13 protein-coding genes and 1 pseudogene are annotated in these 13,570 nt (G+C 66.8%); 2 read left to right on the top strand and 12 right to left on the bottom strand.

Annotation, left to right across the window (positions count from 1 at the left end):
- Positions 1 to 435, bottom strand: a pseudogene (locus MSB02_RS07680) (cytochrome b/b6 domain-containing protein); the annotation flags it as partial.
- 227 nt (positions 436 to 662) lie between these two features.
- Here MSB02_RS07680 and MSB02_RS07675 point away from each other — a divergent pair.
- Positions 663 to 1,976: a Fic family protein gene (locus tag MSB02_RS07675; RefSeq protein WP_267194637.1), complete on the top strand. Its 1,314-nt coding sequence runs from the start codon at positions 663 to 665 to the stop codon at positions 1,974 to 1,976.
- 34 nt (positions 1,977 to 2,010) lie between these two features.
- Here the strand turns inward: MSB02_RS07675 and MSB02_RS07670 are convergent, their stop codons facing one another.
- From MSB02_RS07670 to MSB02_RS07635, 8 genes are all read right to left on the bottom strand, one after another.
- Positions 2,011 to 2,565, bottom strand: coding sequence for an HdeD family acid-resistance protein (locus MSB02_RS07670; protein WP_267194636.1), 555 nt, complete (start codon positions 2,563 to 2,565; stop codon positions 2,011 to 2,013).
- A 15-nt stretch (positions 2,566 to 2,580) separates the two neighbouring features.
- The gene (locus tag MSB02_RS07665) at positions 2,581 to 3,267 is read right to left on the bottom strand and encodes an amino acid ABC transporter permease (protein ID WP_267194635.1); all 687 of its coding nucleotides are present in this window, start codon (positions 3,265 to 3,267) and stop codon (positions 2,581 to 2,583) included.
- The gene (locus MSB02_RS07660; RefSeq protein ID WP_267194634.1) at positions 3,267 to 3,974 is read right to left on the bottom strand and encodes an amino acid ABC transporter permease; all 708 of its coding nucleotides are present in this window, start codon (positions 3,972 to 3,974) and stop codon (positions 3,267 to 3,269) included. Before MSB02_RS07660 ends, MSB02_RS07665 begins: the two co-directional genes overlap by 1 nt.
- Positions 3,975 to 4,001: 27 nt before the next feature.
- Complete coding sequence (locus tag MSB02_RS07655; RefSeq protein ID WP_267194633.1) at positions 4,002 to 4,844, bottom strand: transporter substrate-binding domain-containing protein; 843 nt, start codon at positions 4,842 to 4,844, stop codon at positions 4,002 to 4,004.
- 102 nt (positions 4,845 to 4,946) lie between these two features.
- Positions 4,947 to 5,672 (bottom strand): amino acid ABC transporter ATP-binding protein, encoded by a 726-nt coding sequence (locus MSB02_RS07650; RefSeq protein ID WP_267194632.1) that lies wholly within the window; start codon positions 5,670 to 5,672, stop codon positions 4,947 to 4,949.
- A 146-nt stretch (positions 5,673 to 5,818) separates the two neighbouring features.
- Positions 5,819 to 6,682 carry an L-serine ammonia-lyase, iron-sulfur-dependent, subunit alpha gene (sdaAA, locus tag MSB02_RS07645; protein ID WP_267194631.1) on the bottom strand — a complete coding sequence of 288 codons (864 nt, stop codon included), beginning with the start codon at positions 6,680 to 6,682 and terminating at the stop codon, positions 5,819 to 5,821.
- A gap of 11 nt (positions 6,683 to 6,693) precedes the next feature.
- The gene (gene sdaAB, locus MSB02_RS07640) at positions 6,694 to 7,362 is read right to left on the bottom strand and encodes an L-serine ammonia-lyase, iron-sulfur-dependent subunit beta (protein WP_267194630.1); all 669 of its coding nucleotides are present in this window, start codon (positions 7,360 to 7,362) and stop codon (positions 6,694 to 6,696) included.
- Positions 7,363 to 7,424: 62 nt separating this feature from the next.
- On the bottom strand, positions 7,425 to 8,009 hold the full coding sequence (locus MSB02_RS07635) for a DNA polymerase ligase N-terminal domain-containing protein (protein ID WP_323748514.1): 585 nt from the start codon (positions 8,007 to 8,009) through the stop codon (positions 7,425 to 7,427).
- 212 nt (positions 8,010 to 8,221) lie between these two features.
- Here MSB02_RS07635 and MSB02_RS07630 point away from each other — a divergent pair, with 212 nt between their 5' ends.
- A complete protein-coding gene (locus tag MSB02_RS07630) occupies positions 8,222 to 10,165 on the top strand; it encodes a cell wall-binding repeat-containing protein (protein ID WP_267194629.1) in 1,944 nt (647 codons plus the stop codon).
- A 57-nt stretch (positions 10,166 to 10,222) separates the two neighbouring features.
- Here MSB02_RS07630 and MSB02_RS07625 read toward each other — a convergent pair whose 3' ends face one another.
- The 3 genes from MSB02_RS07625 to MSB02_RS07615 form a co-directional block, all read right to left on the bottom strand.
- Complete coding sequence (locus tag MSB02_RS07625) at positions 10,223 to 10,840, bottom strand: SOUL family heme-binding protein (protein WP_267194651.1); 618 nt, start codon at positions 10,838 to 10,840, stop codon at positions 10,223 to 10,225.
- 148 nt (positions 10,841 to 10,988) lie between these two features.
- Positions 10,989 to 12,614 (bottom strand): ABC transporter permease, encoded by a 1,626-nt coding sequence (locus tag MSB02_RS07620; protein ID WP_267194628.1) that lies wholly within the window; start codon positions 12,612 to 12,614, stop codon positions 10,989 to 10,991.
- Positions 12,611 to 13,534 carry an ABC transporter ATP-binding protein gene (locus MSB02_RS07615; RefSeq protein WP_267194627.1) on the bottom strand — a complete coding sequence of 308 codons (924 nt, stop codon included), beginning with the start codon at positions 13,532 to 13,534 and terminating at the stop codon, positions 12,611 to 12,613. Before MSB02_RS07615 ends, MSB02_RS07620 begins: the two co-directional genes overlap by 4 nt.
- Positions 13,535 to 13,570: the final 36 nt, after the last annotated feature.

Here is a 13,570-nt window from a genome sequence, read left to right as displayed (position 1 = left end):
GGGCGGGAAGGTGAACTTCTTGAACCCGAGCAAGAGGCCGTAGTGGCGCTTGGTGTAGTCCACGGCGTTCTTCGTGGGCAGGTGCTCACGGAACCGCTTGGCCGCCATGAGCGTGTTGGCGCCGTAGTAGAAGGTGCCGAACAAGAACATCACCACGAAGGCGAAGTGGACGTTCATCCACGTCCAGACCCCTTCGCCGCCCGAGACGAGCGCCGGTGTGAAGAACAGCCCGAGCGCGATGCCTGATATGAGCAGCATCATCGTGCCCACGCCGTGCGTCCAGTGCGTGATCCGCGCCGGGACGTCGTGCCGCAGGACCTTGTCGCCTTCGATCACCGGGTCCCTGCGTCTGCTGAGCCCGGCGGCGAGCACGCCTGCAAACGGCGCGAACCACACCAGCCAGGTGGCCGAATCGAACCACAGCGTCTCAGCCATGGCCTCACCCCTTTCCCCTATGTCTGTGATCGCGCCCTTGCCGGGGGCGGCGCCCCACGGCGGGGCACCGCTACATCACGCCGAAAGCGCCGGAACTGTGCAACTTTCGGAAATCGATAGTTTGCTATAGAGTGGGCTTGTGGCAGATGGAGAGGTCGGCCATCCCTGCGTTGACAGCATTCAAACGCTCCAACTGACGAGAATCGATAGAAAGTCAGGTGGGTATCATGGTCGAGCCCGGGGTGACTCCCTCGAGGCAGCAACTGCGCGATCTTCTTGCGGTGATGACCCCGGAAGACCTGCATACCTTGCTGCGCCTGGCCAACCAGGACTACGCCTACGAGGAGGAGCTCGCCAAACGAACCGCCACGCTGGACGAAGATGCGCGAACGACCGCCTGGTCGATCCTCGACTTCGCGCGTCGGGTCTGCGCGCACGAGATCACGCTCGGCACCGTGGACTCGCGGTGGTTCATCCCTACGCCGGAGATACTCCGGCACCTGCACGAGATCGACACGCTTGCCTTCGGACGCCTGTCCACCGCGCTTGGCAGGCTCGGAGACGAGCAGCAGCGCTTCGCCAGCCAGACGCTGATGGACGAGACGACCGCGGCTTGCCTGATGCCCGACGAGAGCAAGAGCTTCCAGGATGTGCGCGAGTTCCTCGGTCACGGCACCAAGCCCCGGACCCGAACGGAGCGGTTGGTGGTGAACTTCTACACCACGATGCGTGACGTACCCAGACTGGCCTCGGCTCCCCTCGGCATGGACACAGTCCTCCAGGTGCAGCGCATGCTCACGAAGGGCCTGTGTGCCGAAGGTGAGTGCACCGCGCTGCGGCGGAAGAACATACCGCGGCGGACGACCGTCGACCGGTGGCCCGGGGCATACCAGGTGCCCTTGGCGCGCGAGGTCGAACCGACGCTCCAGCGTATGCTCGCAGCCGCAAAGCGTGAGGATCCGTGGGTCCACCCGTTGGTCCGCGGCCTCCTCCTGTACTTCTCGCTCCTCAACCTCCGTCCGTTCGAGCTCAGCGACGTGGGACTGGCGCGCGCGATATTTCAGATCTACATGCACCGCGCCGGGTATCCGGTACTCCAGCTCATGCCGATCTCACAGGTCCTCCTCCACCGCTATGGTGAGTACGCGAGACGTTGGCCTGCCGAGAATCACGGAGATCTCACCGGATTCGTATCCTGGGCGCTCGAGAGCGTGTGGAGGGCCCTCGAGACGCTCGGTCGCAACATCGATGCGCGCGTGGACGAGAACGAGCGCCTGCGGTCACAACTGCGCTTCGACCCGTCTCTGAACCACCGTCAGCGGACCGTCCTCGGCCGGGCTATACGGCTCCCGGGGGCGACGTTCTACATCGACTATCACCGTCGTTCGTACGACATCGCGTACTCCACGGCCCGCGCCGATCTGATCGGCCTCGTCGACCGCGGCTACATGAGGGTGCAGCGACAGGGACATGCGTTCATGTTCACGGCGGCTCCCGGACTGAGACGACTGGTGACGACGAAGTCGAAGGGACGAACTTAGACGCCCGCGTCCAACCTCGTGTGTGGTTGCCCCCTCAGTCCCTGACCGAGAGCACGCCCCAGACGATCGAGAGGGCGCCCAGCACGAGCGACCACGCCCCGGCGGCCACTCCCACGACCGCAAGCCCCGAGATGTCCTCCACGATCACCCACACACCCGCTCCGATGAGCAGCAGACCTCGCAACAGCCGCAACCACCACCAGCTGAAGACGCGCGCGATCGCCAGAGCGCCAGCGAGATCGTTGAGGCCCGCGATCACCGCAAGCACGGCGACTATGGTGAGCACGAGCGTGCTCACGAGATCCGGACTGGTGAGCACCACGATGCCGAACACCATCAGGGCGACAGCGGGCACCAGCGATACCACCCAGAGGCCGCCCCAGACCGGACGCAGCCGCCAGGCGCTGTAGAGGAGCACCGCACCGGCGGCAGCCAGGAAGACGCCCACGATGGTCATGAGCACGGTGCCGGTGAGGTTGGGCCACGCGAGGAGCGCCATGCCGAGCACGATCAGGAGCACGCCCCAGAGGATGAACGTCACCGCCCTCGTCCGCAGCGACTCCCGGTCGGTCGTCCACGGTGATCGCATGGTGACTCCTCCCTCTCAGTTCCCTATGGTGCCTCTACCCGTTGAGAGCTTCTTCTGAAGCCGTCTGGCGACCGTGGAGATGACGAAGTTCACGGCGAAGTAGACGAGGGAGATCACGATGTAGATCGTGATGATCTGAGATGGCCGCCAGTACTTGGCCGCCAGGATGGTGCCCTTGAACATCAGCTCGTACGCGCCGATCGCCATAGCGAACGACGAGTCCTTGATGACCGTGACGAACTGGGAGACGATCGGCGGGATCATCTTCACGACAGCGGGGGGCAGCACGATATACCGCATCGACTGCAGGAACGAGAACCCCTGCGACCGGGCGGCTTCCCACTGACCCACCGGCACGGAGTTCAGCCCACCGCGGATCACCTCGGCGATGATGGCCGACGTGTAGATGGTGAGGCCGATCGTGGCCGCCCACATCGCGGGAAGCCCGAGCACGAAGTAGCTCACCAGGATCAGCAGGAGCTGCGGGAGGTTCCGCACCACCTCGATGTACGTGGTGGCCAGGTGGCTGACCACCGGGAAGCCCGAGTAGCGCATGGCGCCGATGATGGTGCCGAACACCGAGCTCAACACGATGGACATGCCCGCTATCTCCAGCGTGAGCAGCAGGCCCTGCCCAAGCCCGATGTACAGGACCGGGTCAGAGAGCATCTGGATCACGGGGTTGCTCATGATGGCGTCCATCAGGCAGCCCTCGCTCTCGACTCGAGCCTACGTGCCAGGCGCGCGAGCGGGAAGCACATGAGGAAGTACAGCAGACCCACGACCACATACGTGGGACCGTAGTGCCCGTAGCGCCCTGCGAACGAGTCGCCGGCGTACATGAGATCGCCGCCCGCGATGATTGCGATGACCGAGGTGTTCTTGATGAGGCTGACCGCCTGGTTGGTGAGCGGCGGCAGCACGACCCGCATCGCCTGCGGGATGATGATGTAGCGCATCGCGCCTACGTAGCCGAAGCCCTGCGACAGGGCGGCTTCGAGCTGACCCCTGCCGATCGACTGGATGCCGGCGCGGACCACCTCGGCGATGTAGGCACCGTGGTACATCCCCACGCCGATGATGCCGATCGTGACCACGGGGATGAACATGCCCTTGAAGATGATCGGCAACGCGTTGAAGATCATGAACACCTGGATGAGCAGCGGGGTGTTCTGGTAGAACTCCACGTACGCCCTGGCGAACGCACGAGGCGCGCGCCAGCTCGACGCCGACATCACGCCGATGATCGTCCCCAGGGCCAGCGCGAGCGCCAGCCCCAGGGACGCCACCAGCAGTGTCACGAGCGCGCCTTGCCAGAGCACGTCCATGTTCGCGAACAGCGCCTCCCAGCGCGGGACCGAGAACGGCCCCTGCTGCAGGAAGCCTATGCTCGCGATGAGCTCAGACATGCGCGTCTCCGGTCTGATCGCGAACGATCAGCCCAGGTTCCACTTCTCGAGCAGGGTGTCCATCTCGCCGCTGGCCTCCATGTCCGAGAGCATCTCGTTGATGAAGTCGCGGAGCTCATCGGTGCCCAGCTTGGTGGCGACACCGTAGTCCTGGGGCGAGAAGCCGTCGGGCAGGATGACGGAGTCATCGGTGAGGTATCCCGAGAGGATCGATTTGTCCACGGAGAACGCGTCGACGCGACCCGACTCAAGGGCTGCGTTGATCTCCGGGTACGTGGCGAACTCAAGGAACTCCACATCGATGCCGAGAGCGTCGGCCTCGACCTGGACGGCGTCACGCGAGGTCGCGCCCTGAGCCACGCCGATGACCTTGCCATCGAGGTCCGCGAGGCTCTCGATACCGGCGTCCTTCTTCACGAGCAGGCCGACCTCATCCTGGTAGTACGCGTCCGAGAAGTTCCACTGCTCGAGACGCTCGGGCTTGATGGTGAAGGTGGCGATGACCACGTCGAGCTGGCCGTTGTCGAGCAGCGGGCCACGGGTCTTGGCCGTGACGGCCTCGAAGACCACGTCGTCCCTGGAGAGGCCCATGCGCTCGGCGAGCTCGTAGGCGAGGTCGATCTCCATGCCGGAGAACTCACCGGTAGCCGCATCCTGCAGACCGAAGTTCGGAACGTCGGCCTTCACACCCACACGGAGCTCGCCCTCGTCGGCGATCTCCTGGACGCCGGCGGGAAGATCGCTGGCGGCCGGCTCCTCGGACCCGTTGTCGGCGGGCTCGGCGGGCTCCTCCGAGCTGCAGCCCGCCAGCGCGGAGACGCTCAACACGAGCGCAAGCGCAAGGAGCAGAGACAGTACGGTCCTCTTCATGCTTCCTCCTTCTCCCCGGGATACCCGGGATGCGTGATCACGCGTTCACTGCCAACCGGCCACGGAACCCGATCGGTCCCGGAGAGCCCCGCTTGCGATCCCCTACCGCAGGATCTTGCTCAGGAAGAGCTTGGTGCGCTCGTGCTGCGGGTTCTCGAAGAAGTGCTCGGGAGTACCGTCCTCGAGGATCAAACCGTCGTCCATGAAGACCACGCGGTCCGCCGCTTCCTTTGCGAATCCCATCTCGTGAGTCACGACCACCATCGTGATGCCCCCATGGGCAAGGCCGATGATGACCTCGAGCACCTCCTGGATCATCTCCGGATCGAGCGCCGAGGTGGGCTCGTCGAAGAGCATGATCTTGGGATGCATGTTGAGTGCCCGGGCTATGGCTACGCGCTGCTGCTGACCGCCCGAGAGCTGTGCGGGATACTTCTCGGCCTGGCTGCTCAGCCCTACGCGCTCCAGGTACGCGAGTCCCGACTCGGTGGCCTCTTCACGCGACACGCCCGAGACCACGATCGGCGCGAGCGTGACGTTCTCCAGCACTGTCTTGTGCGGGTAGAGGTTGAACGACTGGAAGACCATCGCCACCTGCTGACGCACCTTGGCGATCGGCGCCCGGGGAGCGGTGACCTCGATGCCGTCCACGATGACACGGCCGGCGCTCGGCTTCTCCAACATGTTGATGCACCGGATGAGCGTTGACTTGCCGGAGCCCGACGGTCCGATGATGACCAGCTTCTGTCCGGACGGGACGAACAGGTCGATCTCTTTGAGCGCTTGATGGTTCCCGAAGTGTTTGCTCACTCCGATGAGTTCGATCAATGCATGCTCCTAGTGTCCGCAATGTATCGGAGCCAACGCCGGATGGCACTTGGTCGGCCGACCTGTGCCCCGGAGGCTCGAGCCCTCGGGCGATACACAGACCGCACGCTCTCGCGTGCGGAACAGTTTACAGTATGTTGACGTTGTCATGCATCGGTGATCGAGCGCTCGATCCTGCGGGCCGTCGGAGTGGCAGCGAGACCACCCTGGGCGGTCTCCCGCAACGATGCCGGGAGCGCGCGTCCCACGCCTGCGAGCGCCTCGGCCACCTCGTCGAACGGGATGGGGAATCGCACGCCCGCGCGGGCCATCTCTATCGCCGAGAGCGCCACGCCGGTAGCCGTGCCGTTGCGCGCCACACAGGGCACCTCCACGAGGCCGCACACCGGGTCGCAGACAAGGCCGAGCAGGCCCTGCAGCGCGAGAGCGGCCGCGTGCCCGGCCTCCTCCGGCGAACCGCCGAGAAGCTCCGTGGTGGCGCCGGCCGCCATCGCCGCGGCAGCCCCCACCTCGGCCTGACATCCCGCGGCGGCGCCCGAGAGGTTGGTGCGCGCCTCGATCACCGCCCCGATCGCGGCAGCGGCGAACAGGGCGTCCACCACCGCGTCGTCGGCCAGGCCGCGATCGTCGGCTGTGGCAATGAGCACGCCCGGCAACACTCCCGACGCGCCCCCGGTGGGAGCGGCGACCACGCGACCCATCGCCGCGTTCACCTCGGAGACGGCCAGCGCTGCAGACAGCGCGCGGGAGAACAACCCGCCGAGCACGCCGGAGCCGGATGCCGCCACCCGTGCGGCATCGCCGCCCACGAGGCCCGAGCGGGAGCGCGCGTCTCCCTGCAGCCCGAGCGACACCGCTTCGCGCATGACACCCAGATGATCTCGCATGCGGGCACGGAGCGCCTCTTCCGGCTCGCCGGTCTCGTACGACTCTCGCTCGATCGCGGCGGCTGCGAGCGAGCCGTGCACCCGCGCGGCCTCGAGGAGTTCCGCGAACGTCGTGTACGCCACTGCCGCCTCCCCTAGACCGCCGGCACCGCGCGGGTCACCATCACGCCAGGGAGTTCGGCGATGGCGGCCAGCGCGTCCGCGTCGAGTTCGGTGTCGGTCTCGATCAGCATCAACGCCTCGGCGCCTCTGCGCGTGCGCGACACGCGCATCTCGGCGATGTTGGCGCCATGTTCGGAGATGATCCGCGTGACCGCCGCGATCTCTCCCGGCAGATCGGTGTGCTCCACGATGAGCAGCGGCATGCGGCCCGTGGCGTACACCTCAAAACGGCCCATACGCGTCACGAGCACCTCGCCACCGCCGATCGACGATCCCATGATCTCCACCGTGCGGTCACCGAGTGACAGCTGGAGAAGCGCCGTGTTAGCGTGCACGTCGCCGAGGTCGCCGGTGCGGATGTCGAACTCCATTCCGGCGTCCGCCGCCCGCTCGAAAGCATCCACGATCCCCGGGTCGTCGGGACGCATGCCGAGCAAGCCCGCAACAATGGCGAGATCGGTGCCGTGGCCCTTGCCTGTCGAGGCGAACGATCCGTGGAGCGTGACCGTGACAGAATCAGGCAGTCGGCCGACGATCGCCCGGGCCAGCAGGCCCAGCCTCACCGCTCCGGCGGTGTGGCTCGAGGAGGGGCCGATCATCACCGGACCGAGTATGTCGAAGACGGATCGTGTGGCAGCCATGGAGATACCGTAGCGCACACGGGCCGCCCGCGACAGCACCCGATGCCGCAGACGGCGTTCGATCAGGCCTCCGCCGCGATCTCCTCCATGCTCCGGCCGGTCTTAGCGGAGCCGGGCTCCTCGGCCAAGACATCGTACGAGTCACGTGGTCGGGCCTCGTCGTCGCGCTCCTTGATGAGCAGCCAGTTGTCCCGCTTCTCGCCCTCGCGCCGCTTCATGCGCACCAGCGCGAACCCCCCGCGAAGCTTCTCGCCGCGCATGTCCACCTTGATGCTGCCGTCGGCGCGCATCTCCGCCATGTCGCCCCGGGGCTCATACGTGCCCCGGTCCCACACCATCACGGTGCCGCCACCATACTCGTCCTCGGGTATGACCCCCTCGAAGTCGGCGTAGTCAACCGGGTGGTCTTCCACCTCCACGGCGAGCCGCTTGTCCTTCGGGTCGAGGCTGGGCCCCTTTGGCACTGCCCACGAGAGAAGCACCCCGTCCCACTCCAGCCGGAAGTCGTAGTGCAGTTGGGACGCGTCGTGCTTCTGCACCACGAAGCGCAGCCCGCCCGCAGGACCCTCCCCGGACCGCCCGGCGCTCCCCGCGGGCTCGGGCGTATGGCCGAAGTGACGTTTCTCGTTGTAATCGTCGAGTGACATGCCGCCCTCCTTCCGCTGCACGCCGAGATTACCGCGTACGGGCGCACGAGGCGAGACCGGCGGCGCAGGCCCTAACCCGGCGTGTCTGGCCGCCCCGACCGCTCGTCCCTCGCGACGTGCCACACCGTTACGTCATCTCCGGGGGCGGGTACAGCGTCTTATCCACAAGGGGGGTGTCACGCGCAGCGACACCGCGCAGGAAGGGGGACGTGATGAGACTCACTCATACGCGTCAGGTCGTTCTGTGTTGTGTGACGGTGGTGATGCTGCTCGGGGGCTCGGCGTCCGGCCTGGTGGTGATCATGCCCACGGTCGACTGGACGCAGGTCGTCGTGTCGGGCAGCGGAACCGCCGCCGAGGACACCGCCGCGCTGGACGGCCATCTCCTCGCCTACGAGTACGAGAACGGCATCCGGGTCAGGAACATCGCCACCGGCGTGACGCGCACGATCCCGAGCACGGGAGGCACGCAAGCCGAACCGGACGTCTCGGGTGACCGGGTCGTCTTCCAGGACAACAGCTCCGGCAACTACGACATCAAGATGTACCAGTGGAGCACGAACACTGTGAGCACGGTTCGGGCAACGGCTGCCGTGGAAGAGTTCCCGCGCATCGACGGCAACTTCGTGATCTGGTGGGACGACACGAACGATGACCTCTGGGCCCGCAACTACGACATGGGCGGATACACCGCCAGGCAGCTGTCGGACGGCCCCTCGGATATCGCCTACGACGTAGACAACGGCTTGTGTGTGATGGCACAACGCTCCCCGGGTAGCGCCAACCTCTACCACCGAACACTGTCACCGGTGGGGGACTACTGGGAGGGGCCGTTTGCGATCAGCGACTACGTGGCTAACATCCAGATGCACGGTCGCCGCGTTGCGCTTGAGACCAACGACGGCGTCGGTGACACCGACATCGTCGTGTGTGACTTGAACACCGGTGCGATCGAGAACGTCGCCACAAGCGACACGCTCGACGAGCACGCACCCACGATCTTCGACCGCTCTGTGGCCTGGCACGAAGCGGAGGGCACCGCATTCGCGGACATCGGCTATCAACTCATCGCCGGCCTCTACCTGGTGCAGACACCGAGCTTCGGCGGCGCCGAGTCGGACCGCTACCCCAGCCTGTACGGTCATCGGATCGGGTATCAGCGGAGCGACGGTGGCGACCAGGACGTCATGCTGGCCACCTCGGACATGAAACTCCGCAACCGCACGTCGGGGACCGACAGGTACGCCACAGCCGCAGCCGTGAGCACGCGGTACTTCACCGACGCCACGGATGTGGTCCTGTGCAACGGGCTGAACTTCCCTGATGCGCTGTGCGCGGCGCCGCTCGCCAGGGCGCTTGGCGCACCGCTGCTTCTCACAGCGCCCAACTCCATACCATCGGCGACGCTTGCCGAGATCACACGGCTGAACCCCACGAAGGTCTGGATCATCGGCGGCAGCAGCGTGGTGTCCGATGCGGTCATGACCCAGCTGGATGCCAGCTACGCTGTTGAGCGGATCTGGGGCGACAACCGGTACGAGACCTCGGCCGAAGTCGCACGCCGGCTGGGGACGATCCTCGGCGCCGGCGAGATGGACCGCGCCTGCTTCGCTACCGGTGAGAACTTCCCGGATGCGCTGGCGGTGGGACCGGTCGCCGGAGCGGCCAACGCGCCGATCATGCTCGTGCAGAAGGATTCGGTGCCCGGTTCCGTGGCGGATGCCGTGGATGACCTCGACATCACCATCGGGTACATCGTGGGCGGCGAGAGCGTGGTGAGCGCCGGCACCAACACCGCGCTCAGGACGCTCATCATCGCCAACGGCGCCATCGGCACGATCACCGAGCGCTGGTGGGGCGACAACCGGTACGAGACCGCGACGGCTGTGGCCGAGAAGGGTCTCGCCTACCGCTGGATCGACCTCGACACCTGCGGCTTCGCCACCGGCACGAACTTCCCCGACGCCCTTGGCGGGGGCGCGGCGCTGGGCGTGTACGGCAGCGCACTGTTGTTGACCGACGGGGGCACCCTGTCCGCGGATACGGGCGCTTTCCTTGACGCCCACCGCTATCAGATCGGCCGGACGGACTGCTTTGGCGGATCCGATGTGCTGAGCGCCACCGTCTACGACGCGATAGCGGCTAAGATCTACTAGTATCAGTCCGCTTCGACGTCACTGCCACCCGGCGGTCCGCGACCGCCGGGTGGTCGTTCAGGCCTCGGCTACCGGGATGATGACCTCGTTGTGCCGGATGAACCCGGGCTTCCAGGGCGCATCGTACTGTGCCGCCTCCGGCTCGCCACCCGGAGCCAGGTCCATCTCGGCCATCCACGCGCGGAGCCGCTCGGCCGATGCCGCGACCATCTCGTCGTCCAGCCGCCCGCCGAACCCTTCGGCCACCGCCCGATGCACAGGCACCACGTCGAGCCGGACACGCGGGTCGTTAGGCTGTGGAAGGTCCGCCAGTTCGGTGTAGCGCGAGGGCATGGTGAACCGTACGGTATACTTCCCGGCGCAGTTGACGGTGCACAGAGGGGCCGCCCCGGTCAGCTCAGCGCTCCTGACCCGCTCCGAGGTCACCGGTGCCGTCATGGCGATCCGGGCCCCTTCCGTCCGGCTCGTGCTCACGGGCGCGGTCATCGGGATGGAGCCTGCGGCGACGTTGTTGCCGAAGATGTAGTCGGCGAGCACGCCGAACGCCTTGTAGGCGGCGCCGTTGTGGCTGTCCGCGCGGACCGTGACACTCGCCGTCAGATACCGCTCGTACCGGCGCAACTCGAACGACCCCTCACGCCGTACGACCTCGTAGGCCGGACTCTCAACAGACATCGCCACATCACCGCTTCCTGTCGGCTGACAGTCGGTTCATACCCCCGGCAACGCCGGGGCGACCGGCGCACGAGCATGAACCCGAGACGTACGGCCCGCCTCGGGAGGCGGGCCGTCTCGTCCTGATAGGACCGGCGGATGCGGCCCCCTACGTCACGTCGAGATCGCGTCGCCGGAAAGCAACGAGACCGGCAGCGACCAACCCCACGGCGATCGCCACGAGCACGGCTACCGGCACGAGCTCGAACTCCTCGAGCGGCATCCGTGCCGGGTGCTCGAACGGCGAGATGTCGAAGGCGACGTCGGGCAGGTCCATCAGCGCGCCGAACGTGCCCACGATGAAGCCGTACGCGACGAGCGCCCAGGATGCGCCGGTCGCCCTCGGCAGAAGACCGAAGAGCAGCGCCGCCACGCCGAGCACTACCAGGATCGGCGGCACGTGGTTGAGGTGCGCAGCGGTGACCTCCCAGATCAGCGCGTTGTCGCCAAGCACCGAGGCTGCACCGAGTCCGGTCATCGCCCCCGCTACCCCCATGATGACCACAACGCCGATCGTGCCGACGAGCAGGTTCGCGCCCAGCCACGACCAGCGGCTGACCGCGGCGGCCAGTACCGGCTCACCGCGTCCGCCGGTCTCCTCGGCACGCAGACCCTGCATCGCAAGGACCGCGTAGACGGCAACGATCGAGGCCATGAACACGCCCATGTACGCCAGGTAGCCGGCTGTGATGTTCTCCGCACCACCGAGCACCACCAGGAGCGCCTCGGGCATCTCACCCGGCACGGCACGCTCGGCGAATGCGCCCATGCTCATGCCGAGCACGCCCAATCCGATCGCCCACCACATGATCGTCCGACGCTCGAGCCGCCATGCCAGACCGACCGGCGTACCGAGCCAGCCTTTGGCGCGCGCTTTGCCCGCACGTGGGGCGATGAGCCCGGCTCCTACGTCACGTCGTGCGGCAAGCCAGTAACCGAGCGCCGCAGTCGCCACGGCAAACGCGACCGAAAGAGCGAGCGGCCACCAGCGGTCGAGCACGAACGGCGCGGTCTGTTGCGGCCAGGCCATGGGCGAGAACCACGAGAGCAGCGTGCCGTGCTCGTGACCCATGTCGCCGAGCGCCTTGATCAGGAACGCTCCGCCAAGGCCCGCCCCTGCCGCCAGGCTGGTGGCGGTCCGCGAGTACTCGGTCACCTGCACGATCGCCGCCGTGAGTCCGGCGAACGCGAGTCCGCTCGCGAAGCATCCCGCGGCGAACAGCAGCGAACCGGCGGTGGAGAAGATCGGGTCGGCAATCATCATGATCGCGATGAGCCCGGCGGTGGCTCCGTTGGCGATGAGCGCCACCAGCAGTGCCGCGGTAAGCGGCGCGTGCCGTCCCACCACGCTCGCCCGCACGAGCTCGGCCCGGCCGGTCTGCTCCTCCACACGCGTATGCCGCACGATGAGCAGGATGCTCATCAGCACGATCACCAGGATCAGATAGCCGCCATATGCGGCCGGGATGAACGTCTCGTACGTCATGTTGTCCAGGAAGTACGTCGGCCCGGTCCACATGCGCCCGGTGGCCCCGCCCATCATCCCCACGATGGCGTCAAGGTCGGCCTTGGTGGGATACGCCGTCGGTACGAGCCGTGTGTAGTAGAGCCAGAAGAGCGATATGCCGAGGATCCAGCTCGGCAGTTTCACGCGGTCGCGGCGGAGCATCATCCGCACGAGGGATCCCGTGCCAACGAGCGTGCCACCACCGCGTGCGGGGGTGGTCGCCGTCATCGGGCCACCTCCGCCCTCTCACCGTTGTGCGCGGCCATCTCATCGCCGTAGTGGCGCAGCAGCAGCTGCTCGAGCGTGGGCGGACGGGAGGTGATCGCCTGCACGCCGAGGCCGGAGAGCGCGCTCACCACGGTGCCGACGTGCTCGGCATCCACGTCGAACCGTACCTGGCCATCGGTCGGCTCGAAGTTGAAGACGCCCGGCATCTGCGCGATGGCGCTGGCCGGCTGGGCGGTCTCCACCGTGAACGTGGTGCGGGTGAGATGCCGCAGGTCACGGAGGGTTCCCGACTCCACCACCTTGCCCTGGCGGATGATCGAGATGCGGTCCGCCAGCACCTCCACCTGCGCGAGGATGTGACTCGAGAGCAACACCGTACGACCTTCGGCCATCATGTCGCGGATCACCTCCTGGAAGACGGCTTCCATGAGGGGGTCGAGACCGGCCGTAGGCTCGTCGAGCAGCAGCAGTTCCGCATCGGAGGCCAGCGCCGAGATGAGCGCCACCTTCTGCCGGTTGCCCTTGGAGTACGTGCGGCCCTTCTTGGTGGGGTCGAGATCGAAGCGCTCCACGAGCATGTCGCGTCGCGCCTTATCCAGGCCGCCGCGCAACCTTCCGAGCAGGTCGATCGCCTCGCCGCCGGTGAGGTTGGGCCACAGCTCCACGTCACCGGGCACGTACACCAGACGCCGATGCAGCGCCACCGCGTCGTCCCACGGGTCGCCGCCGAGCATGGTGGCCGTGCCCGCGTCGGCCCGCAGCAGTCCCAGGAGGATGCGGATCGTAGTGGTCTTGCCGGCGCCGTTGGGCCCGAGGAAACCGTGCACCTCCCCCTTGGCCACGCTCAGGTCGAGCCCGTCGAGCGCGCGCACCTTGCCGAAGTCCTTGACGAGACCCGTGGTCTCGATGACGTTGCTCATGCTCACCGCTCCTTCGTGTCGGGGCGGCCCGGCGGG

Source organism: Anaerosoma tenue (assembly GCF_023161965.1).
GTDB classification, from domain to species: domain Bacteria; phylum Actinomycetota; class Coriobacteriia; order Anaerosomatales; family Anaerosomataceae; genus Anaerosoma; species Anaerosoma tenue.
This window is presented reverse-complemented; position numbering and strand designations above follow the sequence as displayed.